The sequence below is a fragment of the Bradyrhizobium sp. JHI2711 genome (assembly GCF_056156565.1).
This window is the reverse complement of the sequence record NZ_JBPZPT010000005.1, coordinates 419,700-444,858: the sequence shown is the minus strand read 5'-3', so window position 1 is coordinate 444,858 and position 25,159 is coordinate 419,700. Positions and strand designations below refer to the sequence as shown.

General features: G+C 64.9%; 25 protein-coding genes. 11 read left to right on the top strand and 14 right to left on the bottom strand.

Translation table 11 applies throughout. From position 1 onward, the window contains the following. Positions 1-552 precede the first annotated feature (552 nt). Complete coding sequence (locus tag ACTEK7_RS32815) at positions 553-792, bottom strand: hypothetical protein (protein ID WP_225115011.1); 240 nt, start codon at positions 790-792, stop codon at positions 553-555. Between the two features lie 317 nt (positions 793-1,109). Continuing rightward, positions 1,110-2,183, bottom strand: a complete 1,074-nt coding sequence (locus ACTEK7_RS32810; protein ID WP_225147504.1) for a hypothetical protein — start codon at positions 2,181-2,183, stop codon at positions 1,110-1,112. Positions 2,184-2,430: 247 nt separating this feature from the next. Here ACTEK7_RS32810 and ACTEK7_RS32805 point away from each other — a divergent pair, with 247 nt between their 5' ends. Then, positions 2,431-3,504 (top strand): patatin-like phospholipase family protein, encoded by a 1,074-nt coding sequence (locus tag ACTEK7_RS32805; protein WP_036015237.1) that lies wholly within the window; start codon positions 2,431-2,433, stop codon positions 3,502-3,504. Here the strand turns inward: ACTEK7_RS32805 and ACTEK7_RS32800 are convergent, their stop codons facing one another. Together ACTEK7_RS32800 and ACTEK7_RS32795 are read right to left on the bottom strand one after the other, a co-directional pair. Continuing rightward, positions 3,505-3,933 carry a CBS domain-containing protein gene (locus ACTEK7_RS32800; protein ID WP_036015240.1) on the bottom strand — a complete coding sequence of 143 codons (429 nt, stop codon included), beginning with the start codon at positions 3,931-3,933 and terminating at the stop codon, positions 3,505-3,507. Positions 3,934-4,121: 188 nt separating this feature from the next. Continuing rightward, positions 4,122-4,940 carry a rhomboid family intramembrane serine protease gene (locus ACTEK7_RS32795; RefSeq protein ID WP_036015285.1) on the bottom strand — a complete coding sequence of 273 codons (819 nt, stop codon included), beginning with the start codon at positions 4,938-4,940 and terminating at the stop codon, positions 4,122-4,124. Positions 4,941-5,389: 449 nt separating this feature from the next. Between ACTEK7_RS32795 and ACTEK7_RS32790 the strand changes: the two genes are divergently transcribed. From ACTEK7_RS32790 to ACTEK7_RS32780, 3 genes are all read left to right on the top strand, one after another. Next, positions 5,390-5,944 carry a PAS domain-containing protein gene (locus ACTEK7_RS32790; RefSeq protein ID WP_036015243.1) on the top strand — a complete coding sequence of 185 codons (555 nt, stop codon included), beginning with the start codon at positions 5,390-5,392 and terminating at the stop codon, positions 5,942-5,944. A gap of 135 nt (positions 5,945-6,079) precedes the next feature. Continuing rightward, the gene (locus ACTEK7_RS32785) at positions 6,080-7,213 is read left to right on the top strand and encodes a DJ-1/PfpI family protein (RefSeq protein ID WP_225147603.1); all 1,134 of its coding nucleotides are present in this window, start codon (positions 6,080-6,082) and stop codon (positions 7,211-7,213) included. Positions 7,214-7,292: 79 nt separating this feature from the next. Further along, positions 7,293-7,799, top strand: coding sequence for a GNAT family N-acetyltransferase (locus ACTEK7_RS32780; RefSeq protein ID WP_036015246.1), 507 nt, complete (start codon positions 7,293-7,295; stop codon positions 7,797-7,799). 45 nt (positions 7,800-7,844) lie between these two features. On the opposite strand, the gene ACTEK7_RS32775 is transcribed toward ACTEK7_RS32780, so the two are convergent. From ACTEK7_RS32775 to ACTEK7_RS32765, 3 genes are all read right to left on the bottom strand, one after another. Continuing rightward, positions 7,845-8,072 carry a hypothetical protein gene (locus tag ACTEK7_RS32775; protein ID WP_225115087.1) on the bottom strand — a complete coding sequence of 76 codons (228 nt, stop codon included), beginning with the start codon at positions 8,070-8,072 and terminating at the stop codon, positions 7,845-7,847. A gap of 115 nt (positions 8,073-8,187) precedes the next feature. Continuing rightward, positions 8,188-8,673, bottom strand: coding sequence for a phasin (locus tag ACTEK7_RS32770; protein ID WP_225132648.1), 486 nt, complete (start codon positions 8,671-8,673; stop codon positions 8,188-8,190). 393 nt (positions 8,674-9,066) lie between these two features. After that, positions 9,067-10,992: a DEAD/DEAH box helicase gene (locus ACTEK7_RS32765; RefSeq protein WP_225147505.1), complete on the bottom strand. Its 1,926-nt coding sequence runs from the start codon at positions 10,990-10,992 to the stop codon at positions 9,067-9,069. A gap of 271 nt (positions 10,993-11,263) precedes the next feature. On the opposite strand from ACTEK7_RS32765, the gene ACTEK7_RS32760 reads away from it, so the two are divergent. Continuing rightward, a complete protein-coding gene (locus ACTEK7_RS32760; RefSeq protein ID WP_225147506.1) occupies positions 11,264-12,004 on the top strand; it encodes a metallophosphoesterase family protein in 741 nt (246 codons plus the stop codon). Between the two features lie 6 nt (positions 12,005-12,010). Here the strand turns inward: ACTEK7_RS32760 and ACTEK7_RS32755 are convergent, their stop codons facing one another. From ACTEK7_RS32755 to ACTEK7_RS32740, 4 genes are all read right to left on the bottom strand, one after another. After that, complete coding sequence (locus tag ACTEK7_RS32755) at positions 12,011-12,433, bottom strand: VOC family protein (protein WP_225147507.1); 423 nt, start codon at positions 12,431-12,433, stop codon at positions 12,011-12,013. 107 nt (positions 12,434-12,540) lie between these two features. Further along, positions 12,541-13,023 carry a DUF5680 domain-containing protein gene (locus ACTEK7_RS32750; RefSeq protein ID WP_225132652.1) on the bottom strand — a complete coding sequence of 161 codons (483 nt, stop codon included), beginning with the start codon at positions 13,021-13,023 and terminating at the stop codon, positions 12,541-12,543. Positions 13,024-13,026: 3 nt separating this feature from the next. Beyond that, complete coding sequence (locus ACTEK7_RS32745; RefSeq protein ID WP_225115092.1) at positions 13,027-14,178, bottom strand: zinc-binding dehydrogenase; 1,152 nt, start codon at positions 14,176-14,178, stop codon at positions 13,027-13,029. Positions 14,179-14,361: 183 nt separating this feature from the next. After that, positions 14,362-15,051, bottom strand: coding sequence for a class I SAM-dependent methyltransferase (locus tag ACTEK7_RS32740; protein WP_346347575.1), 690 nt, complete (start codon positions 15,049-15,051; stop codon positions 14,362-14,364). Positions 15,052-15,316: 265 nt separating this feature from the next. Here ACTEK7_RS32740 and ACTEK7_RS32735 point away from each other — a divergent pair, with 265 nt between their 5' ends. The 3 genes from ACTEK7_RS32735 (at position 15,317) to ACTEK7_RS32725 (ending at position 18,257) form a co-directional block, all read left to right on the top strand. Further along, entirely contained in the window at positions 15,317-16,567 is a 1,251-nt protein-coding gene (locus ACTEK7_RS32735) for an MFS transporter (RefSeq protein ID WP_345944093.1), read from the top strand. Positions 16,568-16,691: 124 nt separating this feature from the next. Then, entirely contained in the window at positions 16,692-17,303 is a 612-nt protein-coding gene (locus tag ACTEK7_RS32730) for a PilZ domain-containing protein (RefSeq protein WP_025037137.1), read from the top strand. A gap of 330 nt (positions 17,304-17,633) precedes the next feature. Then, the gene (locus tag ACTEK7_RS32725) at positions 17,634-18,257 is read left to right on the top strand and encodes a transglutaminase-like cysteine peptidase (RefSeq protein WP_036029667.1); all 624 of its coding nucleotides are present in this window, start codon (positions 17,634-17,636) and stop codon (positions 18,255-18,257) included. A 120-nt stretch (positions 18,258-18,377) separates the two neighbouring features. Here ACTEK7_RS32725 and ACTEK7_RS32720 read toward each other — a convergent pair whose 3' ends face one another. After that, positions 18,378-20,138 (bottom strand): CYTH and CHAD domain-containing protein, encoded by a 1,761-nt coding sequence (locus ACTEK7_RS32720; protein WP_225147510.1) that lies wholly within the window; start codon positions 20,136-20,138, stop codon positions 18,378-18,380. 177 nt (positions 20,139-20,315) lie between these two features. Next, positions 20,316-21,863, bottom strand: coding sequence for an FAD-dependent oxidoreductase (locus ACTEK7_RS32715; RefSeq protein WP_225147511.1), 1,548 nt, complete (start codon positions 21,861-21,863; stop codon positions 20,316-20,318). Between the two features lie 118 nt (positions 21,864-21,981). Between ACTEK7_RS32715 and ACTEK7_RS32710 the strand changes: the two genes are divergently transcribed. From ACTEK7_RS32710 to ACTEK7_RS32700, 3 genes are all read left to right on the top strand, one after another. Then, positions 21,982-22,209 carry a hypothetical protein gene (locus ACTEK7_RS32710; RefSeq protein WP_036044010.1) on the top strand — a complete coding sequence of 76 codons (228 nt, stop codon included), beginning with the start codon at positions 21,982-21,984 and terminating at the stop codon, positions 22,207-22,209. 106 nt (positions 22,210-22,315) lie between these two features. Further along, positions 22,316-23,131 carry a helix-turn-helix domain-containing protein gene (locus tag ACTEK7_RS32705; RefSeq protein WP_036015272.1) on the top strand — a complete coding sequence of 272 codons (816 nt, stop codon included), beginning with the start codon at positions 22,316-22,318 and terminating at the stop codon, positions 23,129-23,131. A gap of 104 nt (positions 23,132-23,235) precedes the next feature. Beyond that, the gene (locus tag ACTEK7_RS32700) at positions 23,236-24,213 is read left to right on the top strand and encodes a Bug family tripartite tricarboxylate transporter substrate binding protein (RefSeq protein WP_036029677.1); all 978 of its coding nucleotides are present in this window, start codon (positions 23,236-23,238) and stop codon (positions 24,211-24,213) included. 40 nt (positions 24,214-24,253) lie between these two features. Here ACTEK7_RS32700 and ACTEK7_RS32695 read toward each other — a convergent pair whose 3' ends face one another. Beyond that, positions 24,254-24,961 (bottom strand): GntR family transcriptional regulator, encoded by a 708-nt coding sequence (locus ACTEK7_RS32695; RefSeq protein WP_036029681.1) that lies wholly within the window; start codon positions 24,959-24,961, stop codon positions 24,254-24,256. Positions 24,962-25,159 lie beyond the last annotated feature (198 nt).

Sequence of the window (25,159 nt, the reverse complement as noted above, 5' to 3'; positions counted from 1 at the left end):
AATTGAAAGAGGGCGCAGGGAAGACCGGGTGCCGGCCGGGCACCCACGGTCCACTGTGCGAAAGGTGGCAACGAAGAATTTGCACAGCGGCATACAGGTGAAGCCAAACATCCGGCCTTCCCTGCGCAGTGGCTTTACGGCTTATGTCGTGCTCTCCCCGGGGAGCGATGCACTATTGCCCCCGTCGCCTTGCGGATGGCTGACGCGTGGGCCCGGTTGGGCCGCTCACATCACCACAAGACTTGGCGCACAGACCCCGGGCGCCAGGACCACACGATTTTGCCGTACGCCGATGACACCGGTCGTATGCGCGAGGTCTTTGCTCACGGCTCTCCGCCCTGCAAACCCTTTCGCGCCAACGCCATCAGCGTCCACCGCCCCCCGGCCCGCGTTCGTGACGATCGCGATACGCCCCTCTTCCTTGGGCCGGGTTGCGCGACACATACGCGATTTCCGAATTTCGGTAAAGCGGAATATTTTCGTCCGCGTGCGTTGACCTAGCGCTCGCGTGTTTTGCCCGTCGGGCAACGCAAGGGATGGTGGCCTACCCCGCTAATCCTCGCTGGAGGCCGCCGAGCGGTTGCGCAAATAGGCCTGGGACAGCAGGAAGAACAACGCGCGTTCGCCCTGATATTTGGCGGACGGGCGCGTGCGCTCGAAGCCGTCGGCAAATATCTTGCCGGACTGGTCGCACACCTGCCACCGCCAGCCGAACCGCTTGCGCCTGGTGAGGATCACTTCGAACATGTCGACAAGCCTGGTCCCCTGCTCCATGCCGGTCCTGCAAGGCATGAGCCTGCTCCGGCTTCCCCCGTTGGACGGACGCCAGACATATAGCGCAGCAGGATGGAAAGCGAATAAAATTGATTATCGGAAATACGTACCGTCCACGATCGTAAGCAAGACGCGCTGCTGCTGGAATAAGCCGATGCCGCCGGTGTTTGCTGGCCCCTGCACGTAATGATGACGCTACCAGTGTTCACAACAGAACACAGAGAGGGGTCCGAGGTTACCTGGCAGAAACCCACTGACGGTGACGGTAACAGAAGATGCACATCCGTGCGCGCGATGAGAATCGTCGTGCCGGAGCCTCTCGCCGCCGGCTGCCCTTAGCGCGCGATGACCTCGACTTCGCCGTCGACGCCGTTGACGACGTTGAATCCGCGCTCGTAGACCTTGCCCTCGTTCTTGGCGATGGCGCGGTACTCGCCTTCGGACAGCACGACGCGCGGGAACGCGCCGATCGATTCCTTGATGACGTCGCCGCCGGGGGTCAGCACCGACCAGGCGGTGTTGGCGAGCGCCTCGCCGCCCCTGTCGCTGACCAGCTTGAGCGTGATGACGGCGGCGCGGTGGGTGATGGTGACGTCGGTGAGCTTGCCGGCCTGGACGCGGATGTCCGAGCGCACCACCGAATTGGCATCGCCGTAGTTGGAGACGATGTAATAGGTGCCCTCCGGGATCAGCACGACGTCGCCGGCGGCGACGTTCGGCACCAGGGAAGCGCGCTCGCCGGATTCGAACTGGCTGCCCTTGTAGATCGCGAATGAGATCTGGTTCTGCGGAATGCGGCTGGTGCCGACGCGGCCCTCGATGCGCAGGCCGCCGGCCGGCAGCACGAAGGATTCGCGATTGGTCTCGGACTTCAGGCTGACGGTGCGCACCGCGCTGACGAGGCCGAAGGCGACGTGGACGACATAATTGCCGGGCGGCAGCACGATGTTCGGCGTCCCGCTGCGGTCCTCGCGGATCAGCTTGAAGGTGCCGTTCTCGTCGGGCCGGTCGGCAAACACGCGCCAGACCAGGCCGCTGGTGATCGGGGCCGAGTCCTTGCCGTATTTCGCCGTCAGCGACAGCACGCCCTGTCCGGGCACGGCCGCATTCAGCGGGGCGGCGGGCGGCACGGTCGAGACCGCGGGCGGTGGCATGCTCGGGGTCGCCGGCTGCATCAGGGTCGGCGGCAGGCTTGGCGGTCCCGCGCCCAGCCCGGAGGGCGGCGCCAGGCTGACAGCGTTGCCTGGGTCGGGCACCGGGGCAGGCGGTACCGGCGGCGGACGATCCGAGAAAAGCTGCGCCTGGGCGGAATTTTGGCCGGACGTAAACAGGCATAGGGCAAGGATCAGCGCCGGCAGCAGCCTGCTGCTGCGCCGCCATCCGCCGATGCCGTCACCCCCGCGTGTCATGCTTCCTGCTTTTCACCGAAAACGCGGCAAATTCAAGCCTCTGAAACCCCAGGGAATACGGCCCTGGACCTTCGGTGGAACCGGCTTGACGGCTGCGTGATTAGTCCCGTGGCAACCGGCCCTCGCCATATTCCTGCCCCGTGCCCTTTCCAAAGCGGCATAAACCATGCTTCGCGCCTGATATGGCGAAGCGCAAGTGCGATGCCTAGTCTGACGATGCGGGCTGGCCCGGCGTAGGAGAGTTTCGGTGCTGGACAGATTGAAAGGCCGGGGCGCGAACGGCTCGAACGGCGAGAAAGTGGGCGAAAAAGTCGGCGAAAAAGTTGGCCTGGGCAGCATCCGCCGGCCGGTGATCGGCCTTGCCCTCGGCGGCGGCGCGGCGCGCGGCTTTGCCCATATCGGAATCCTGAGGACCCTGATTGCCAATGGAATCGTGCCCGATGTCGTGGTCGGCACGTCAATCGGCGCCGTGGTCGGCGGCCTCCACGCGGCCGGCCGGCTCGATACGTTCGAGGAATGGGGGCGCAGCCTGCAAGGGATGCGCAACATTCTCGGCTATCTCGATATCCGTCTCAACGGCTCCGGCCTGCTCGGTGGCGAGAAGCTCGCGACCCGGCTCGAGGAGGCGATCGGGCAGATCCTGATCGAGGACCTGCCCATCAAGTTCGCGAGCGTCGCGACCGAGGTTCGCACCGGCCACGAGATCTGGCTGACGCGCGGCCGCGTGGTCGATGCCATGCGCGCCTCATACGCCCTGCCCGGCATCTTCGCGCCCGTGCTGATCGGCGACCGCTGGCTGGTCGACGGCGCGCTGGTGAACCCGGTGCCGGTCTCGGCCGCCCGCGCGCTCGGCGCCGAAATCGTCATCGCCGCAAATCTTTCCAGCGACATCTTCACCCATTCCACGACGATCTATTCGCACGGCGCAGTGCCCGCCCCGGTCGTGCCGGTGGCCGAGGAGCCGACGGCGAAGCGGCGCTTCCCGCGCCTGTTCTCGCCCGAGAAGACGATGAAGCGCGAGTTCTTCGGCGGTAACGGCCGGCCCGGCATCTCCTCGGTGATGGTGGACGCCTTCAACATCATGCAGGACCGCATCACCCGCGCCCGTCTCGCCGGCGATCCGCCCGACATGCTGATCACGCCGCGGGTCGGTCAGTTCGGCTGGTTCGACTTCCACCGCTCCGAAGACCTGATCGCACATGGCACGCGCGCTGCGGAGCGTGCACTGGAGTCCATCCAGGAGGCGATCCACGTGCTGGCGCCGGCGCCAGCGGGCATCGCGCCGAAAGCGGACGAGCCGAAAGCGGGAGACTTGGCCTGATCAGGCTGTCTTGATGTAGTCGCGCAGGGCTTCCTGCTCGCTCTCGTATTCCTGGACGCGGCGCTTGACGATGTCGCCGATCGAGATCAGGCCGACCACCTTGCCGTTGTCAATCACGGGCAGATGACGGAACTTGCCGGTCGTCATCATCTCCATGAGCTCGGCGACGGTGTCGGTCTCCTTGCAGGTCACGACCTTGCGGGTCATCACCTCCGAGACGGGCGCCTCCAGCACGCCGGCGCCGCGCTCGCCGAGCACGCGTACAATGTCGCGCTCCGACAGGATGCCCTCGAGCCGGCTCTGGCTCATCACCAGCACCGCGCCGATCTTCTTCTCGCCGAGCAGCTTGATCGCGTCCGCCAGCTTGGCGTCGGGCTCGACGCTCATGATCTGGTGGCCCTTGGTGTTCAGAATGGAACGTACCGTCATCGTCGCCTCCCTGAATCCGAGCCGTCCGCCTTTGGCGGTTCGGACTTGTTCGCGAGTCTTCAACTAACAGTTACAGCGCCGGTTTCACGCTCGTGCGCTTTGCGAAGCATCGCCGCTAAGGACGTGTCTCTTCGGAACATTCTTCGCGGGAATGATGGATGAATTCGGGCCGCGTCGCAAGCGCCGCTTCAGATACGGTCTGAAACGTCCCGTGATGACGCATCCGCAGCATCGCTTCGCACGCGCGGCACGGGATCGAACAGCGCGAACAACAACAGGCCGGCGAAGAAGCCGCCGATATGCGCCTGCCAGGCCACGCTCGTGGTTTCCGCATCGACCCCGATCGCGCCCACGCCGAAGATGATGTTGATGCCGAACCAAACGGCGAGGAAGCCGACCACCCGCCCGTCGCGTAGCGCGCGGGACAGCGGCAGCGCCGGAACTTTCGCGGCGGTATCGGCATCCGATCGGCTGAACGACAGGAAGCTGCCGCGGACGAAGGCAAAGCGGATTGCGGCCGCCATCGCGCCCGACACCGAGGCCGAGGCGCCGATCATCGGCGCCACCGCATGCTCATGGGTGATGAGATGGGCGAGCGCGCCGGCCGCCGCCGTCACGGCCAGGAAGACGAAGAACCTGACGGTGCCGAAACGCCGCGCCAACGCGCTGCCGAACGGCAAGAGCCACAGCACGTTGAAGCCGAGATGGGTGAGATTGGCGTGCAGCAGCGAATAGGTGACGAAGGTCCAGACCTTCGCCCCCGCCCCGCCCGGGATCTGCAGATTGAGCAGCGAGGAATCGTAGCGCTTCGGGATGAAGCCGAAGACGTCGATGGTCCAGTTCTCGAGCTCGGGCGGTAGCAGCACGTGCAGATGGATCACCGCCAGCAGCAGGATATAGGCGGTCAGCGCCGGAGGCAGCGTCAGGATCGGCTCGCGCGGAGCCTCCACGACGGCCGGCGGGCCCGGCTCAGGACCTTGCGGCGACGAATCTTGCGGGGAATCCAAGGCAGCTTCGCTTTCGGGCGACATCGGGGCGACAGACTTGGAGATAGGCGCCTTTGCCGTCCCTGCGCAAGTGCACAAAAGGAAAAGGCAGGGCCGAAGCCCTGCCTGTCCGTGTCGGTCTTCCGGTGGCCGGAGAGATAAGGCGTATCCCCACCCCTCCCCGCGGCCCGTGACCAAACTGTTTGACGCCCTGTACAGGCCCCGCCGAGAACCTGGAGAAAAGCGGCGAGGCTTGCGACCGCGGTCACCATAGCAGGCGCGCGGCCGGCACGAAGCGCATAGTTAATTTAACGTTAACGACGCAAAGGCCGGCCCAAGAAGCCTGAAAACGCGCCGGCGGCATGGACGCTGCAAATCCCCTCCTGCACAACAACAGAAGGGATCGCAGGTGCACTGAAGCGGGACAAGTCTGTCCCTTCGAGGTTGCACCCCGGGGCGAGCGTTCAGTCATGAAACATCCGTCGAGCCGCGCGTTCTTCGCGTATTGGGACAAGAAGCGCGGCACTGCACGGGCTCCTGACCGGGCCGACATCGACCCGGCCGCGGTCCGCGGCCTGCTCGGCGACATCTTCGTGCTGTCCTGCGAGCCGAACCTCGGCTTCCCGTTCCGCGTCGCCGGCACGCGCGTCTGCGCGCTCGCGGGAACCGACCTCAAGGACCGCAGCTTTGCGGCGCTGTTCACAGAAGCAAGCCGCAGCGAGATCGAGGAGATCACGACGATCGTCGCCGACGAGGCACTGGGCGCGATCGCCGGCGTCACCGCCGCGCGGGAGGACGGCAGCAAGGCGCATCTCGAGCTCCTGCTGCTGCCCTTCAACGCCCGCCCGCATACGCCGGTCAGCGTCACCGGCGTGCTCGCGCCGTTCGACGACGAATGCGGCACGTTGTCCGCCTTCACCCTCACTTCCTGGCGCTACCTGCACCAGCCGGAGAAACTCCTGCCGCGCGCCATCCGCAAATTGCAGATCGCGCGCGGGCTGATGGTGTATGAGGGGCTGCGATAGAGCCCCTGCAGACGTGCGGCGATCCTGCGATGGATCGCCGCGCGGCATGACCGTTTTTGCCGGATTTGCGTCATTCCTGACGTCGATGCGACCGGATAGCTTCCGCGCCGCGTGAGACGAGCGGGTGACATCATGATGAGCTGGCGCAATCTGGCGTGGACTGCCCTCGGCGGCATGACATTGCTGGCAGGGATCGGCGCGACCTGGCTGCTCCTGCTGCCAGCCGCGCCAGCCTCGGGACCCGCGCCTGCGATTTCCAGAGACGAAACCGAATCGACCCTGGCGGCGCTGAAACCGCCGAAACGCAAGCGCCCCTTGATCGCCATCGTCGGCATCAACGACATGAGCGAGACCACCGATTACTTGATGCCCTACGGCATTCTCGCCCGCGCCGACATTGCCGACGTCCTCACCTTGTCGACGCAGCCAGGGCCCGTCACGCTCTATCCCGCCCTCAAGGTGCAGCCGCATGCGACCATCGCCGAGTTCGATGCCGCGCACCCCGATGGCGCCGACTACGTCATCGTGCCGGCGATGAGCCGCGACGACGACGCAACGGTCTTGCACTGGATCAGGAGCCAAGCCGGCAAGGGCGCGATTGTGATCGGCGTGTGCGTCGGTGCCACGGTTGTTGCCAACACCGGGCTGCTCGACGGCAAGCGGGCCACGACGCATTGGTATTCCGTGGGCGATCTGAAGAAGCATTCGACGATCCGCTACGCGGCGGACCGCAGGCTGGTCGTCGACCAGGGCGTCGCGACGACCACTGGCATCACCGCATCCATGCCGACGGCCCTCACCTTGATCGAGGCGATCGCCGGCCGCGCCAAGGCCGAGGCGGTCGCCGGCGACATCGGCCTTGCGCGATGGGACGCACGCCACCGCAGCGACGCGTTCAGCTTCACACGCCCCTTCGCGCTGACGGCGATCGCAAACACGCTCGCATTCTGGAAGCGCGAGCAACTCGGCATCGCGTTGACGCCTGATGTCGACGAGGTCTCGCTCGCCCTGATCGCCGATGCGTGGTCGCGCACCTACCGCTCGCGCGCCCTCACCTTCGCCGCCACGGCAGAGGCGCGGACCAGCCGCAGCGGTCTTCGCATCCTGCCGGACCGCATTGCCGGGAGCTGGCCGGCGGAGCAGGCCGTGCCGGATTCCGGCGCCTCGCCGCCGGCGCGGGCGCTGGACGAAACGCTGCGCGCGATCGAGACGCGCTACGGAGCACGCACGGCCGACTTCGTGGCGATGCAGCTGGAATATCCGCGATAACGACCGCCAGGATCTTTCCCGCTGCGCGCATCGCCGCGGCGGAATAGATTGGAAGGACACCACGGAACGACGGATCGACATGAGCAAGCCGCATTGGCGTCCCGCGCGCGCCTCCGACCTTCCTGCGATCAGCGCGATTGCGGCACGCATCCATCCGGCGTTGCCCGAACGCGAAGAGGTGCTGGCGGAGAAGATCAGGCTTTGCCCGGAGGGCTGCGGCGTGCTCGATACGGACCAGGGGATCATCGGCTACGGACTGGCACATCCCTGGATGCGGTACCGAATTCCGCCGCTCGACGGCTTTCTGCAAGCATTGCCCGATCGCGCCGACTGTCTCTACATCCACGACGTCGCCGTATTGCCGGAGTTCCGCGGCGGCGGCGTGCGCGCTTATGTCGGTGATATCGAGAAGCTGGCGCGCGCATCACGCATCAGAACGCTCGCGCTGGTCTCGGTCTACGGCACGCCGCCGCTATGGGAACGCGTCGGCTTTCGGACCGTGACGGCGGACGCCGAGTTGCACGCAAAGCTCGCATCCTACGGCGACGGCGCGACCTACATGCTGCGCGACCTCGCCGCGACGTAATGCCCGTCCCCGGGCAAATTGATCGGATTGCTTCGCAGGACGCCGTCAGGCTGCTTCTTCACGCCGCCCCCGCGCGGAACGACTGCCTACCCCCGGACTTCCCGTTTCGTAGACCCACGCCTCCTTGGCAAACCACTCGTGCGTTGCCGCACACATCTCGCAATAGGTGCGAGAGAAGAACACTGCACTGCACCGAAATCGTTCGCGGTCCATCTCGATGCCGGTCGAAATGGCTCGGCCCGTTTCCGGGCACTTGATCATCACCATACCCATCTGATTTCCTCCAGCTCGGCATCCCTTCACGGAAAGGCGTCGCCGCCATCAGCCGGACGGCGTCTCTTCTGGCGAAGACGCTCGTCCGCCGATTCACGCGGCCGATAGCCTCGATTCAAGCTGCCCTGTGCAGAACCCGGTTGAAGCTCTTCTTGATCGGCTCGGCTGTCTCGGTCGCAACCTTCTGGGCAAGGTCCCAAAGCTCCCGGTTATGCCCGGAAGCCATTTCAAAGGTCCTGCGGGTGTGGGTGGTGGAGAGGTTCACGACATCCGCAAACGACCTCGCATCGGCCAGTTGGGACAGGAATTCCAGGGTGGAGCTGGTATTGATTTTCGATATTTCGATGACCTTGGTGCCGTAGTCGGCGGCACGCGTGGCATTGGTCGCACAGGCTTCGCGGAAAGCGTCGGTGATCTCCTCGGAAGCCGCCTTCATCTGCTCGAGATTTGCCTTGGCCCGCGCGGCGCCCTGCTCGGCAAGATCACCGAAGATCTCCTGGATATTGAAAAACGGCACGTCGAACTTGAGCCTTGCACCACCATTCCCTCCCGCGGGAGTGGCATTCGTCTCGGCTTTCACATTGGCATCATGCATCGTCATTCCATCCTTTCACGCGAAACCAGATGTTGGATTGAAGACTCTCAGAAGCTCCCGGGTGCGGGCCGCACCGGGAAACCAGTGCCCCTACTCTCAAAATGGAGGGATGCTGCTGATGAGCTGCTCTCGCCCCCTGCCGATGCCAACTATGACCAACCAGGATCGGACCTTCAGTTCGCTTTCAGACTCTCGACTTGATTAAATTCGATTCAAGCGACGCCTCGCCGCAGGCGCCGCTCTTGCCGCTTTGAGTTTGCCGAAAAGGATTCTGCCAACTCGAGAAGGCGCGGGCTCGCAGGCGCGTCCGGATGGCACCATGTTACTGATTGATTGCGCCATAGCGCACCGCGCGAGCCTTCGGCGGCGTTAGTCTGGCCGGGGCCGGAAAGCGGCAGATCAGCCCCGACGCTTCTTCTTCGCATTTTTCTCGGGCGCGCCCTTCGCAGGCCACGGCGTGACCGAAGGCTCTGCATGGCCGGGCTTGTTCTTGTGCTTCTTTTTCTTTGCGAAAGAACGCGCATCACCGAATTTCGACGCGCGCTCGCCCTGAGGCTTGCTGCGCGACTTGAATCCACTCGCCTCGCGCGGGCGATCCTCGCGCCGTTCATGATGAGCGCCGGCCTCGCGCTGCGGCGCGCGGGAGCGCTCCTGAGGAGCGTCTTGCCGGTGCGGCGCATCCGTCATCGGCTCGATCCGGATGCTGTCTTCCTTGTCGGGACGCTTGATCTTCGCCGCAAAGGATTCGGCGACCCGCTGGGAGATCTCGAACTCGGTGGTGGTGTCCATGATCCTGATGGCGCCGATGTCGCGCTTGTCGATGCCGCCGCGGCGACAGATCATCGGCAGCAGCCAGCGCGCTTCCGCGTTCTTGCGGCGCCCGATGGCGGCGCGGAACCAGACGCTGCCCTCCGCTATGGCGTGCTTCGAGGATTTCCCAGCCTTCGATCGCGGCTTGGCGCGGTCATCGCCCTCTCCGGATCTATCACGCCCGCGCTCCGGCTTGCCGCTTCGTTCGCCGGGATCGATGAGGTCCTCGGGCGACGGCAGCCGCGCGCGATAAAGCCGCGCCAGCGCGGCGGCGATGTCCTCCGCCGAGCGCTCCGCCAAGAGCGCCTGCGCCAGGGCCAGATCGTCGGGAGTGGTCTCCTCCGTGAACAGCACGTCCTTCATGCGTGCGTGATCGAGCTTGCGGATGTCATCCGCCTGCGGCGCCGTGCCCCAGGCCGCGTCGATCCCAGAGAGGTCGAGCAACAGCTCGGCGCGCCGCCGCCGCGCGGGCGGCACCAACAGGACACTCGTGCCCTTCCGGCCCGCGCGCCCGGTACGGCCCGAGCGATGCTGCATGACTTCGGCGTCGTTGGGCAAATCGGCATGGATGACGAGGTCGAGGCTCGGCAGGTCGATGCCGCGGGCGGCAACGTCGGTCGCAACGCAGACGCGGGCGCGCCCGTCGCGTAGCGACTGCAGCGCCAGGGTGCGTTCGTTCTGCGTCAATTCACCCGACAGCGCGACCACAGAGAAGCCGCGCTCCAGGAGCGCGGCTTGCAAATGCCTGACAGCATCGCGCGTGCTGCAGAACACCAGCGCGCTCGGCGCCTCGTAGAAGCGCAGCACGTTGACGACGGCATGCTCGACGTCGGCGGGCGCGATGCGGATCGCGCGGTATTCGATATCGGCGTGGCCGCCCTCGTCGCCGGCGACCTCGATCCGGAAGGCGTCGCGCTGATATTGCCGCGCCAGCGCGACGATGCCGCGCGGAAACGTCGCCGAGAACAGCAAGGTGCGGCGCGTCTGCGGCGTGGTCTCGAGGATGAATTCCATGTCCTCGCGAAAGCCGAGATTGAGCATCTCGTCGGCTTCGTCGAGCACAACCGCGGCGAGCTCGGAAATGTCGAGACGGCCGCGCCGCAGATGATCGCACAGACGCCCGGGGGTGCCGACGACGATATGCGCGCCGGCGGCGAGCTCGCGCTGCTCGCGCCGCGGATCCATGCCGCCAACGCAAGAGACGACACGCCCGCCGGCATGCCCATAGAGCCAGGCCAGCTCGCGCTGAACCTGGAGCGCGAGTTCGCGGGTCGGCGCCACGATCAAGGCGAGCGGCGCGGCCGCTGGTGCGAACTGCTCGGCGTCATCGAGGATGTTCTTTGCGATGGCCAAGCCGTAAGCGACGGTCTTGCCGGAACCGGTCTGGGCCGAGACCAGGAGGTCGCGGCTGGTGGCTTCATGGGCGAGCACCGCGAGCTGGACGGGCGTCAGTGAATCATAGTTCCGCTCGGCCAAAGCGCGGGCGAGCGGCGGGGTCAGGGCCGGAAGAGACACGAGATGGGAAACCTTGTTTGATTCAGGCGCGCAAACGGTGAACCGGCGCCCCGAGCTGCGTGCGCGGCAAACGGCCCGACCGCACGCTGATTTGATCTGGGCGCTCTTTACGCCAAGCGCCCGGAAATCACCATAGCCGTGATGCATGGCTTGACGGCGAGCCGCGCCTGAAGCTTGCAGCGGATTTTTGCGGCCAGCTCGATTAACCTTGGCGCGGCGGGATCGGCCTATAGCCGAGCCACGCTCACGTCTGGCGATATGGGGAATAAAGATGCGATTGGCGGTCATTTCCGACGTCCACGGCAATCTCGCCGCGCTGGAGGCGGTGCTGGCGGATATCAAGACGCGGGGCGTCGATCGGATAGTCAACCTCGGCGACTGCGTCACCAGCCCGTTGTGGCCGAGGGAAACGTTCGAATTCCTCCAATCGCTGTCGTTGCCGACCGTGCGCGGAAATCATGATCGCTGGATCGAGGAGTTTCCGGACGACAAGCTCTCGCCGGCAGGTCTGTTTGCGCGAAACGCACTGACTGCAGAGCAGCGCCGCGCGCTTCACAACCTGCCCTCCCAGCTGCGGCTGGACGACGGCATCCTGGCCTGCCATGGCACGCCCGAGAGCGATACGGCGTGCCTGCTGGAGGACGCACTCGACGACGGCCGCTTCGTGCCGGCACGCCGCGACGTGCTGGAAGCACGCCTTGCGAGCGAGCCGGCGGCGCGCGTGGTGCTGTGTGGCCATAGCCACCGCTCGGCCGTCGTTCACGGGCCGCGCGAATGTCTGGTCCTCAATCCCGGCAGCGTCGGATGCCCTGTTTTCGCTGACATTCCCTTTGCCGCGAAACTGGAACACCGCTCGCCTCACGCCCGCTACGCGATCCTCACCAAGGGCAAAAGGGGCTGGCAGGTCGAGCTCCTGGCCCTCGAATACGACTGGGAGGCCGCCTCGGCGCGCGCGCTCGCCAACAACCGTCCGGACTGGGCGCACGCCATGTTGTCGGGATACGTCAAATAGAATTTCTCAGATCTCGGCGTACACCTCCAGCAGATTCCCGTCGGGATCGCGGAAGAACAGCGTGCGATGGCCGAAGGGCTGGTTGGTCGGCGGTGACAGCAGCGCCCCGCCTTGCCGCACGAGTTCATCGGCGCACGCGTCGACCTCTGCAGCAGAGACCTTGAAGGCCAGCTGCAGCGAGGCGCTGCCCGCTGGCGTCGGTGCATCGCTGGCGGTGCGGCTCGGCCTTGCCAGCACCAACGTGTTGCTGCCGAGGCCGTACTCGATCCAGTTCGGCGACAGCTCGCGCGAGAGCGGAAAGGCGAGGACGTCTTCGTAGAAGCGGCGCATCGGCGCCATGTCGCGCACGAAGATGACCGTGTAGTCGATCGCGCGGATGGCGTGGAAGGGGGATTGTCGGGCTGGTTCGGGTGTCTTTTCGTCGGTCATTTCGTCGCTCGTTCCAGGCTCCGACTTTTGGCCCGCATGGAGCAAAGCGGAATGCGGGACGGACGTCCCCGGATTACGCTCGGCTCCACCCGGGCTACGGATTTTGTCTATCGCAGCAGGCCGCCACCATAGCGCAGCTCATAAAGCGGTGTACCATCCTGCCGGGCAATCGTCTCCACACCGTGGAAGCGATCGGTACCGCCTTCGATCTCGTTGCGGTACGCCATGCCGTCCTGCTCGAACAGGCGAGGTCCCCGGTAAGGCTCTTCGACGCCGACGCGCAGCAACGCCTGGCGCAGGAATTTGTAGATGGCGAGGAAGATCTCCCGCTCCGTGATCTCCGCACGAACGCCGCCGCTGTAGCTCATCGACCAGATGACGCGTTCATCCCGCGACACGGTCTCCTGCCCGACGAAGAAGCCCATCCCGAAATAGATATCGCGATAGGCATAAGGCGGCGCGTGATGCTCGAGCTGCTTGGAGCCGGTAAGCAGCGGCGCAGCAACGGTCGCATCGTCATCGAGACCCGCATAGGTGCGGCGTTTGGCTTCGACCAGGAACGCCGCGAGATCGTGAGGCGCGGACGGCATCGTCTACTCCACCAGCTCCGGCCACGGCACGATCGTCGCCTTCACCGTCTTCATCGCCATTGCGTCCTGCACGGCCTGCGCGACGCCCGCTTCCGTGAACGGGTAGATCGTCTGCATTTTCAGCCACGGGTATTTGTCACGGGTGCGGTAGAGCATGTCGACGCCGAGCGGGAGGTCGTTCCCGGTGAAGCCCCAGGATCCCAGCACGTTGAGATCCTTGGTGCAGATGCGGTGCCAGGAGGTGTCGATCGAGCCGGCGTCGGTGAACTGGCCCATCTCGACATAGGTGCCGCCGTCGCGCAGCATCTCGATGCCTTCGGGGCCGGCTGAGGGGTGGCCCGAGCAGTCCATCACGAGATCGGCGCCGAAGCCGCCGACGATCTCGCGGACGCGCGCAATGCGATCCTGCGGTGATTTCAGCTCCTCGATGTTCACGGTCGCCTCGGCGCCGAACTCACGCGCCAGCTTGAGCCGCGGCTCCTCCGGCGCGCCGACGCAGATGATGCGCCCCGCCCCCATCTCCCTGGCGGCCGCGACCGCCAGAATGCCGATCGGGCCGGAGCCCTGGATCACCACGGTGTCGCCCCAGCTGAATCCGCCGGCGCGGGTCGCACGATTGAAGGCCCGAATGCAGGAGGTCAGCGGCTCCGACAGCGCACCCAGGCGCAACGACATGTCGTCCGGCAGCTTGTAGATCTTGGTGCCCGGCAGCATGTCGAGATCGACATAGACATATTCGGCCCAGCCGCCCCACAAATGCGGCGCCTTGTCGAAGCCGAGATAGCGGCCGTAATAGACCGGCGTCAGGCATTTGTTCGCGGTTTGCGGATAGTGGATGCAATAGTAGCAGCGGCCGCACGGCATCAAGGGCGGGATCATCACTTTCGATCCAACTTTGAGCGGCTTGCTCATGAAATCTTCGGTGAACTCGTCGCCGCATTCGACGATGACGCCGCCGAGCTCGTGTCCCAGCGTGAACGGCCAGGGCAGCGGCTTCGGCCAGTGCCCCTTGAGGATATGGAGATCGGTGCCGCAAACCCCGCAGGCGCCGACCTTGATCAGCGCAGCCTTGCGGCCGACCTTCGGCCACGGCACGGTGCGGATCACGGGCTCCGAGCCGGGACCTGCGTGGGTGCAGACGCGGATTTGTTGCATGGCTGTTTCCTCGCTGCCCGCTTGTTGTGTTTTGATCGTGCGGGCTGAGGCGAAGCGTATGTGAGATGCGCGCTCGTGCCAAGCGGACAGGATCGTAGCCCGGATGGAGCGCAGCGCAATCCGGGAGAAGTCCATCCACGGCTAACGGCCCGGATTTCGCTTCGCTCCATCCGGGCTACAGGACTAAAGGCCGCAGACGCATATCTGCCGCATGCTTTCCGCCGTTAACGTGCTGCGATCGAAATCACCGAAGCGCTCGATGAGGCGGAGGCCGCCCGAGGTCACGAGCAACGGCATCTCCTGCGGGAAGATGTTGCGCATCGGCAAGGCGGCTTGCCAAAAATCCTTCTCCGTCTTGCTCGACCAGCACCAATCCACGTGCCTGATCTGGGTGAGCGGGTCGTATCTCGCAGTCTCCTCGACAGTGATGGCGCCAAGGCGATCGTGGACCACCGTGCCGATCAACTCGCGCTTGTTGGGATCAGCGTTGAGCATGGCGATATTGGGCAGGAAGGCGTCGAACACCAGCCGACCCTGCGGCGACAGATGTCTGCCGACCGATCCGAAGAAGTCTCTGAAGTCGTCGAGACTATGCAGATGCAGGATCGAGTTCACGGCGACGACGATGGTGTCGAAAGTCCGCCCGCCGAGATCGAAATCGCGCATGTCCAACTCGACGAAGCCGGGCTCAACCGCGTTCGCCCTGGCGTAATCTCGCGCCCGCTCCAGCATCGCGCAAGACAGATCGCCTCCAATGACATCAAGGCCCGCCCGCGCCAATGGAACGGTGAGGCGACCGCTCCCACAGGCAAGATCGAGCACGCGGCCACCGCGTTCGCGCGATGTCGACATAGAAGCCTTCGAGGATCGGATCTGGCGGCGCCATCAGGTCATAGAGATCCGGCCGATCGTAGAGACTGTTCTGTTCCATGGAGACGATCGTAGCGAATAATTCCGTGCCCTGCATGCGGCGACTGCTGCGGCTCGACGAGCGCAGGCCGGAAGCCGCAAGGCTCGCACCTCAGATAACGCAGGCCTCGTGGCAGGAGTGCATGGCTGCTGTTCCAGCACGCCCAATTGTCTTGAGCGCCGACTGGCGAACGTGTAAGGCGCCAGGAGTCTCACCTCAGGTCCTCCAGTGAACCCCCTCCCCCAAAATCCCGTGGCCGCGTCCGGATCGTTCGCGGCGATGAGGTCCGTGCCCTACCGTCTCCAGTTCGCCTCTTACGTGCTGGCGATGATGGCCGACAATATCGAGCATGTGATCAGCTATTGGGTGGTGTTCCAGAAATTCCATTCGCCGACGCTGGGCGGGTTTGCCGTGCTGTCGCACTGGCTGCCGTTCCTGCTGTTCTCCGTCGCGGTCGGCGGCCTCGCCGACCGGTTTGATCCGCGCCGCATCATCCAGTGCGGCATGCTGCTGTTCATCGTCGCCTCCGCCGGTTGGGGCTTCTTCTTCCTGACCGATACGATCCAGATGTGGCACGCGATGCTGCTTCTGGTGATCCATGGCTGCGCCGGCGTGCTCTGGCAGACGCCGAACCAGCTCTTGCTCTACGACCTGGTCGGCCCGGCCGACCTGCCGAGCGCGGTGCGGCTGAACGCGATGGCGCGCTATCTCGGCATCCTGGTCGGCCCCGCGGTGGGCGGGCTCATCATGCTGACGCTCGGTCCCTCGCACGGCATCATCTTCAACACGCTGTTCTATCTGCCGATGCTGCTGTGGCTGTTCTGGGCCCCGATCAGGGACAAGAGCGTGGCGGCGCGCCGCTTCGCGGTGCGCGGCCTCGCCGACATCGTGCTCACCATCCGCGCGATCGGCACCCAGCCCGTGCTGTCGGCGATGACGTGGCTCGCCGGCCTCACCTCCTTCATGATCGGCAACGCCTATCACGCCCAGATGCCGGGCTATGCCGGCGATCTCGGCCATGGCGATCCCGGCGTCTCCTACAGCGTGCTGCTCGCCTCGGACGCGGCCGGCGCATTGCTGGCCGGCATCGCGCTGGAATCCTGGGGACGGCTGAAGGGCACCCCGCGCACCGCGATCACGCTGGCGATGCTGTGGAGCGTGGCGCTGCTCGGCTTCGCGCTCGTGCCGGTCTATCCGGTCGCGATCGCGCTATTGTTCTTCGCGGGCTTCTTCGAGCTCTCCTTCAACACCATGGCGCAGGCGCTGGTGCAGCTGAACGCCCCGCACGACATCCGCGGCCGCGTCGTCGGCCTCTACAACATGGCCGGGCTCGGCATGCGCGCCTTCAGCGGCATCACGGTCGGGGTGGCAGGCGCGGCGATCGGCATCCACTGGTCGCTCGGCTTGTCGGCCGCCGTGCTGCTGGCGCTGCTGTGCCTGCTTTATGGGCGCGCCGCGAGGAAGCCGAGCCCCGCCTGAAGGTGTGGCTTTTCGAGCGCATCGTGTCTGTCCGTGTCCAGCGCGCCCGATCCTAACGCGGCATTAACCCTGTGCACCTTAGGGTCGCAAGGACTCCGCCCGGGCGGGGGGTCGGGTGTTGGAAATGGCGTTGGCGAACAAAAAATTTCTTCCGGCCGCCGAGGAGCGCAGGCGCTTCCAGCGGGTGAAGGTGCACCTGCTCGGCCGCTACATGCTGCCGGACCGCCGGGAATTCCCCTGCCAGGTGATCAACATGTCGCCGGGCGGCCTCGCCTTGCTCGCCCCCGGCATCGGCAATGTCGGCGACCGCGTGGTCGCCTATCTCGACCATATCGGCCGCGTCGAGGGCAAGATCACCCGGATCATCGACAACGGCTTCGCCATGACCATCGGTGCGACGCCGCGCAAGCGCGACAAGCTCGCCGCGCAGCTGACCTGGCTCGCCAACCGCGACATCCTCAATCTGCCGGAGGACCGCCGCCACGACCGTATCGTGCCGCGCAACCCGATCGCGGTGCTGACGCTCGAGGACGGCACCAAGATGACCTGCCGCATCATCGACCTCTCGCTGTCGGGCGCGGCCATCGCCGCCGAGAACCGGCCGCCGCTGAAGTCGACGGTTCTGCTCGGCCGCGTCCAGGGCCGCGTGGTTCGAAACCTCGAGGACGGCTTCGCGCTCGAGTTCATGCACGAGCAGCCAGTGGAGACACTCGAAGAGAGCGTTACCGCGCGGTAAAGCGCAAGGACGCGAAAACCTCCATATTTCCAGGCTCGAAGGCGGCTTCCGCGATGCGGACGCCGCCTTTTTCATGTCTCGCGGTGAATGGCCAGCGGTTAACGGAGGGGCCGCAGATGAGCGCAAACAACGCTCCTCCCAGCGTTTCCGCGTTAATAGATAAAATTTGAATCAATTGCAGTCATATCCAATTTTACGCGAATTCTATTCAAGTATAGATCGAATTCGCCGCGCCTTTTACTTGCATTCGTCTCGACTTGACTTGGTCGACTTAGCGGCAACTCAAAAGCTCCGTGCGAAATGTGGTCCCAACAAGAAACGGGGGCCGCAATGTTTGACTTCAGGGGACGGGGGAAGGGACTGGCGCTGGCCGCCATGCTCTTCGGGATCAGCGCGGCAGCGCAGGCCGGCGAAGGCCGTCTGCTCTACGCGAGCCTCGGCGACACCACGCGTGCGCCGATCGGCTGGGTCGAGTTCTGCGCGGACAATGCTGCCCAGTGCCAGGGCGCACCGCTGCAGCCGCGCGACATCGTGATGTCGCAGGCGGCTTGGCGCGACCTCGTCAAGGTCAATCGCTGGGTCAACGAGACCGTCAAGCCTCTGACCGACCAGGAGCACTGGGGCGTGATCGAGAAGTGGTCGCTGCCGTCAGACGGTTACGGCGACTGTGAAGACTACGTGCTGTTGAAGCGCAAGATGCTGATGGATGCCGGCTGGCCGCGCCAGGCCCTGCTCATCACCGTGGTGCGCGACAAGAAAGGCGAAGGCCACGCGGTGCTGACGGTGAAGACCGACAAGGGCGAGTTCATTCTCGACAATCAGAACGAGAACGTCCTCGCCTGGACGGAGACCGGCTACCGCTTCGTCAAGCGCCAGTCGCAGAGCGATCCCAACGTCTGGGTCTCGCTGGGCGATACCAAGCCGGCGGTCTCCACCGCCAGCGCCAAAGATTAGTAGGAACGAGACAACAGGTTACGCGACCCGGTCACATCCCCACCCCTCCCCGTCCCAGACCGGTTCGCGCGCGGCCAGCCATCCCCCAATGGCTGGCCGCAACTTTTTGGGAAAGCGCGATCAGCTCTGCTGGCCTTGGCGCGACCAGGGTACGCGTGCGGCGGCAAAATCCCGCCAGCTATCCTGCAAGCCCTGCTGCATGCCGATCGATGCCCGCGCCTGCCAGCCGGCGATCGCGGCCGCCGCAATGGCGCTGTCGCGATCGTCAGCGCCGAGCCCATCGAGCAACGAGGCCGTCACCGCCATGTCATTGAAGACGCCGAGCTCCTCCTGCAAGCCGGCGAGCCGGCGTGCGAATTTTCGTGCGGACTTGCGATCCTCGTACAGCGGCAGCAGGAACTCGCTGAGATAGCGCAGCCGCTTGGTGGCGAGCCGCACGCGGTGCAGCTCGTCGACCGTCAGCGACTTGAAGCGGCGGCCGCGCTTGAGCACCTTCGCGTGCTGTTCCGACAGGACGCGCTGCGCGAAATTGACGGCGGGCTCGGCGAGCCGGCCGAGATCCTCGGGCGCGACGCCGTTGCGCCAGCCGCGCGCCTCGATCCAGCCGCCGAGGCCGATCAGGAAGAGCGCGCAGCGGCGATCATCGAGCGCGTGGCGGGCGCTGCGATAGGCTTCCGCCTGACGCTGAGCCGCGGCCCGCCCAAGCGCATCGAAGCCCGCGACCGAAGGACAGGCTCTTGCGATCGCCGGCAAGGTGTCGAGCTGGAACACGTCCCAGTCGCGCGCGGCGGACAGGCCTTGCGCCAGCCATTTGGCCTCCGAACGCAGCGCCTCGAGATTGCTGAGCGCGCCGACCGAACGCATCAGGTCGAGCGCGGATCGCAGCCGGCGCAGCGAGACGCGCAGCTGATGCACGCCTTCCGGATTGCGGCCGTCCTCGGCCGCCGGCAGCGATTGCAGCAGGTGAAGGAAGCAGGTGCGCAGGATGGTCGCGAAGGCTTCGTCGAGCGTCACGGAGGGATCGAGGCGAACCTTGCGCGGCCGGCGTGCCGACGGCGGCAGGTCCGCGGCAAGGTCGAAGCCGCGCGCAGACTTGCTGCGGATGGACGGCTTCACCGTTCCGTGCTCCGCAAGGCGCAGGGCGATCTCGTAGATCGCGCTCGCGCTGCCGCTCTTCAGCTCCAGCTCGATCTCGCTGACAGGAACCGACCGGTCGCCGGCCGTCAGCTCGCCCTGGTCGCAGGCGACCTCGACCGTGCCGGATGGCAGGTCGATGATGCGCGTGTGACGATGCACATCGGCCGTGAACACCGCTTCGAGCGGCTGCGCTTTGAGTCGCTCGCGAAGCTTCTCCGGAATGAACGGCATCGCCAAAGCGAGATCGGGCGCAAGCGAAGGCACGCTTGCTTCCCATTCGCCGCGACGCAACGGATCGTCCGCAACCTCGGTCTTCACGGTCTGCACGAAACGCGTGCCGCTCTGGCGGACGCGCAAGCTCAGGCCGGCACGACGAAGCGCCCGCTCGGGCGTGTCGTAGTAGACAGACTTGAGACGTTTGCGCGTGCCCTTGTTGCGTGCGTTCGCCGCGATCACGGGCGCTGCGCCGAAATGCGCCATGCGATCGGCACCGACGAGCAGCTTGAGCTCGATTTCGCCAACGGGAGATGCGGGCTGGGTTGGGCTCGGCGCGGGCGTCACGTCCTGCGATGGCGTCTGCTCAATGGCAGTGCGCTCCTCGACCGTCGCGGGTTCCACGCTGACGTCCTCGCGTTGCCCCGGCAAGCCAGTGAGGAGCTGCGTTCTCTTGGTGTTCCCAACAGAAGGATTGGCTTCCGGCGCGCCCGGAGTCTTGCGAGCCGGCGCAGCATCTGACTTTAGCATTTGCGGTAACATGACAGTTCAATGACAGGCGACAGGGATATAGCCTGTACAGCCTGCGAGGAATAGTCACATCAGATCGGCGCGCATCATGATTCACATGTAGCTCGCCAGGTAAAAGCTGCAGCAGCCGGCCCAAGCCCCCTTAAAGCCTGACCACGACACGCCGAGAGATGCCGCTCATTCTGCCGCTTCAAGATTGGCCGGCTTTTCAGCCTCGCCGAGCGGGGAAACCGCCGGGCCGTTGAGCGCGGTGCCATCGGGTGCAAACTGCGATCCGTGACATGGGCAGTCCCAGCACTGTTCGAGTGAGTTCCAGTGCACGACGCAGCCCAAATGGGTGCAGCTCGCCGAATGCAAATGCAAATGTCCGCTTCGGTCCCGGCACGCCGCGATCTTCTTCAGGCCGCTTCGGAAGAGGCGCCCCTCGCCGGGCCGCAGTTGTTCAGCGCTCGCGATTTCACTTGCGGTGAGATACTCCGCGAAGTTCTTGATAGGGGTGATGTTCTCACTGATGAACTCGCCGATGTTCCTCTGAATCTTCCGCGACGGAGCGTAGACGTCCTCCCAGGCACTTGCGCCGCTGGTGATGAGATCCGCGATCAGCATGCCGGCCACGAGCCCGTTGGTGATCCCCTGCCCGGAGTCGCCGCTGACAACGAATACATGCTCCTCGCCGGGGCTGCGGCCGATGAAGCCGGCGAAATCGACCGGCTCCAGCACCTGACCCGACCACCGATGGGTGACCTCGCGCAAATCCGGCAATCGCTCGCGCGCCCAGCGCTCAAGCGCGTCAAGGCGCTGTGCGCCATCATTCGCCTCACCCGACTTGTGATCTTCGCCGCCGATGATCACGATGTCCTCGTCGGCAGATAACGAGTGGAGGCGGACATAATGATAAGGATCGAGCGTGTCCCAATAGAGCGCATCCTCCACGGCGCCGGCCGCAATCTTCGCGGCGAGTGCATAAGTGCGGTAAGGCGCCTGCTTGGTGTGGATCGCCACCTGAACATTGACGGGCGAGTTGGTCGCAACCACCACGTCGGCGGCGTGAACCTCGTAGCCTGAGGCGGTGGTGACGACCATGCTACCCTGGCGTTGCTGGATGCTCTCGACGCAGGTGTCAGCATAGAGCTGGGCGCCCCGGCGCTGCAGTGCGCTCGCCAGACCGGCGAGATATTTAGTCGGATGCAGGCGCGCCTGGCGCGGAAAGCGCAGCGAACGCATCTGACCCCTGTCATGGAATGGTGTCGGATTAATGCAATTTTCGACAGGAATCTGCAGCTTGCGACAGCAATCCAATTCACTATCCAGCTCGGATGCGGACGTTCCGGATGCCAGTACCCAGTAGCCATCGACGCGCTTAAAACCGCAATCGATGTGCTCGGCGCCTTGGATCGCCTCGACGCGATCGATCGCGGCAGCGACGCTCTGATAGTAACGCCGCGCACAGTCAGGGCCGCGGACTCGCGCGAGCGCATCGTAACCATCATCAAGTGCGGTCGCCAGATGCGCCGTGGTGCGCGCCGTCATCCCGCTGCCGATGCGGCCGCGATCGATGACTGCAACCGAACGTCCATGGCAAGCAAGTTCATATGCGACCGAAAGCCCGGCTATTCCGGAGCCGACCACGGCAACGTCCACGCCGACCGTACGCGACAGCACCGGAGCTTCGGCGACAGATACGTCCATCCAGAGGGACCACGTGTGCTCATCCCGTACGTTCATGGCGCTACTCCTCGGAAGACAAACGATGCAGCAGAATGACGGTTCCTATGTGCGCTATCATGCCGATGAGATAGCAGCATTCATTAGGAACCTTCATCGTGCTCGCGCTTGAACCGGCATGAAAAGTCCATCACCGGGGATGCGCAGGGCGCTGCGCCAGGCGCGATTGTACGGGCACCTGCTCGTCCGCAACGACAGGCTGTATCACCCGGGCGGCAATCATCCGATCTGCTCGATACAGCTTGCACGAGAAATGGTCAGGTCAGGATGGATGACCAAGCACGACGGCGAATACGAGATCACGGCAGAGGGGCAGCTTGCCGCCGAAAGCGAACTCGGTCGCTGAGGAGCCGATGTGGCACCGTCCAATTCCCGGCCGGGGAGCCGGAGCCTGTTGACTGATCCGGCGATTGCATCATTGACTAGCGGCACGGTCCTCACAAAGAGCTGCCATGCCCTCGTTCCGTCCCGTTATCGCGTTGTCGAGAGGCCTCGAGGTCCTGCGCGTCATCAACCAGGAACGGCAATCGACCGTAGGCTCGCTGCATAAGGCGACGGGCCTCAACAAGGCAACAATCGTCCGCATGCTCGAAACGCTGGAGCATGAAGGATATGTGGTGCGGCGCGCCGAGCCGCCCAGCTATGCCCCGACCGGACGGGCGCTCCTGCTCAGCGCCGGCTACGACGAACCCAATTGGATCGGCGGTATCGCCGAACCGATGCTCAACAAGTTTCGCCAACAGATTCAGTGGCCCTCGGACGTGGCCGTGCTCGACGAGGAATCCATGGTGATCGCACATACGACCCGGATCGGCGGTTCGCTGCTCTTCTACCGTCCGCCGGGTTTTCGCTTTCCCGTGCTGGGCACCTCGATGGGGCGCGCCTATTTGGCGTTTTGCGAACCGGCCGAGCAGGAGCGCATCGCGGCGCGCCTTGCCCTCAGCCCGGAGCCCTGGAACGACCTCGCCCGCAATCCCGCCAAACTCACCAAGGTGCTGCGCGCGATCCGGAAAGCCGGATTCGCAGTGATGGACGAGAGCTACAGCCGCCGCATCTTCGGCGGCGCCGTCTGGGCGATCGGCGTTCCCGTCGCTGTTCCGAACCGCCTGTTCGCAAGCATGAACGTGATGATGCTGCGCGAGGCCGTCAGCACCGAGGAAGGTCTCAGGCGCTTCGTGCCTCAGATGAAGAAAGTCGCCTCCGCACTGGCCGAGACGCTCAGCGCCAGGCTTGCTGCGGCAGGCCCGTCCGCGGCCGCCAAGAGCTAGCCATTTCACACCATGAAATGTTGTTTCTATTTGACTCTGCTCGTGTGACATCTCTGCCCGGCGGCCAAAGGGCGCCCAAAGACGCAACAAAACCGGAGGGGCAAGTGAGGACATTCGTCGCGATGCTGGGCGCTGCAATTGCAGGCCTGGTGCTGGCCACGGCTGACGGGGCTGCGGCCGAAGCCTGGCCGACCAAAGCAATCAAGATCGTCGTGTCGACGCCCGCCGGCGGCATCACCGATGCGTTCGCCCGCGCCTATGGCGATTACATCTCTCAGAAGCTCGGACAGCCGGTCGTCGTCGAAAACAAGACGGGAGCGAGCGGCGCGCTGGCAGCCCAATCGGTCAAGGATTCGCCGGCGGACGGCCATACGCTGATGTACACGATCTCGTCCACGCTGCTCGGAAACCGGCTGCTGCTGAAGTCGCTCGCCTACGATCCGGACAAGGATTTCACGATCGTCGCGATGACGCCATCGGGTCATCTGCCGCTGGTCGTCCATTCCGCTACCGGTGCAAAGTCCATCGAAGATTTCGTCGCCTATGCGCGCCGCAACAAGGTCACGGCCGGGTCGTATGGGATCGGTTCGTTCGCGCACATCGCGATCGCCGAGCTCAATCGCCAATACGGCCTCGACATCTCCATCGTGCATTACCGCGGCGAAGCGCCGATGTGGCAGGACCTGGCGGCCGGCGTCATCCAGGCCGCGACCGGCAGCTATCAAGCCGCGCTTCCGGTCCTTGATACCGGCGTCGGCCGTGCGATCGCTGTTCCGTCACTGGTTCGCATGAAGAAGCTGCCGGACACCAAGACGTTCACCGAGCAGGGGGTCACCGGCAAGGTCTTCCAGCTGACCAGCTTCACGACCCTGGTGGCGCCCGCTGCGACGCCGACCGACCGGATCGAGCTGCTCGCCAAGCTGATGGTCGAAGGCGGCAAGACCGAGCGTGTCCAGAAGCTGCTGGAGGCCTTCGGGGTCGATGCGCCGGCAATGGACCGCGCATCCTCGGTCGCCCTCTACGAAAAAGAAGGGCCGGTCTGGCTGGAATCGATCAAGAATCTCGGATTGGAGCCACAATAGCGTCCGGACCCGCCGATCCCGTGCGCTGGCGACGCCCTTCTCACGCCCCCAGCACGTCCGCCAGCCGCAATTCATCGGCGGCGGGATCCTTCAGGAACAGCTCCGCCTCGATCTCGTTCAGGTGCGACAGCATCAAGGCGCCGGCGCGCGCCTTGTCGCGCTTGCGGATCGCGGCGGCGATCCCGGCGTGATGATCGGTGCCGCACGCGGGCGTGTCGTGACGGCGGTACAGCAGGATGATGAGCGAGGAGCGCGCGATCAGCTCCTTCAGGAAGCCAAGATAGATGCTGTGGCCGCTCATCTCGGCGACGAGACGATGAAACTCGCCGGACAGACGGACGGAGGCGCGGGCATCGCCGCGCAACTCGGCCTCGCGTTCTTCCGTGAGATGGTGCTGCAGGCGATCGAGCCAGGCCGGCGAAACCGCGTCAATGGCGCGGTCCACGATGCTGGGCTCGATCAGGCGCCGCGCCTCGAACACCTCGCGGGCATCAGCCGGCGTCGGGCGCGCAACGAAAGCGCCGCGATTCTTCTCGATATTGACGATGCCCTCATGCGCAAGCTGCTGCAGCGCTGAGCGCACCAGCGTCCGGCTTGCGCCGTAGATGTCGCCGATCTCGTCCTCCCCGAGCTTGGTGCCGGGCAGCAGGCGATGCTCGAGGATCGCGGCAGTCACACCCTCCCGGATACGGCTGACGCGATCGCTCGCGTCTGGCGCATCGGGTTTCTGGCGGGTCTTGGCGGCCATGATTGTGAGGCTCGATCGACGAACGTTCGGCCTGCAATGTTAGTCGACGAGCTGTATCCAATCACAGGCGAAACTTTATACAATCTTCGCCCGTTTTGTGTGCAGCTGGCTGCACGGGTGACGGCCCGACATTGGGCCGGAATCGATCTAACGATCTGACTCCGCTGCACAGTTTCTGAAATTCGCATCGTCGCGGGC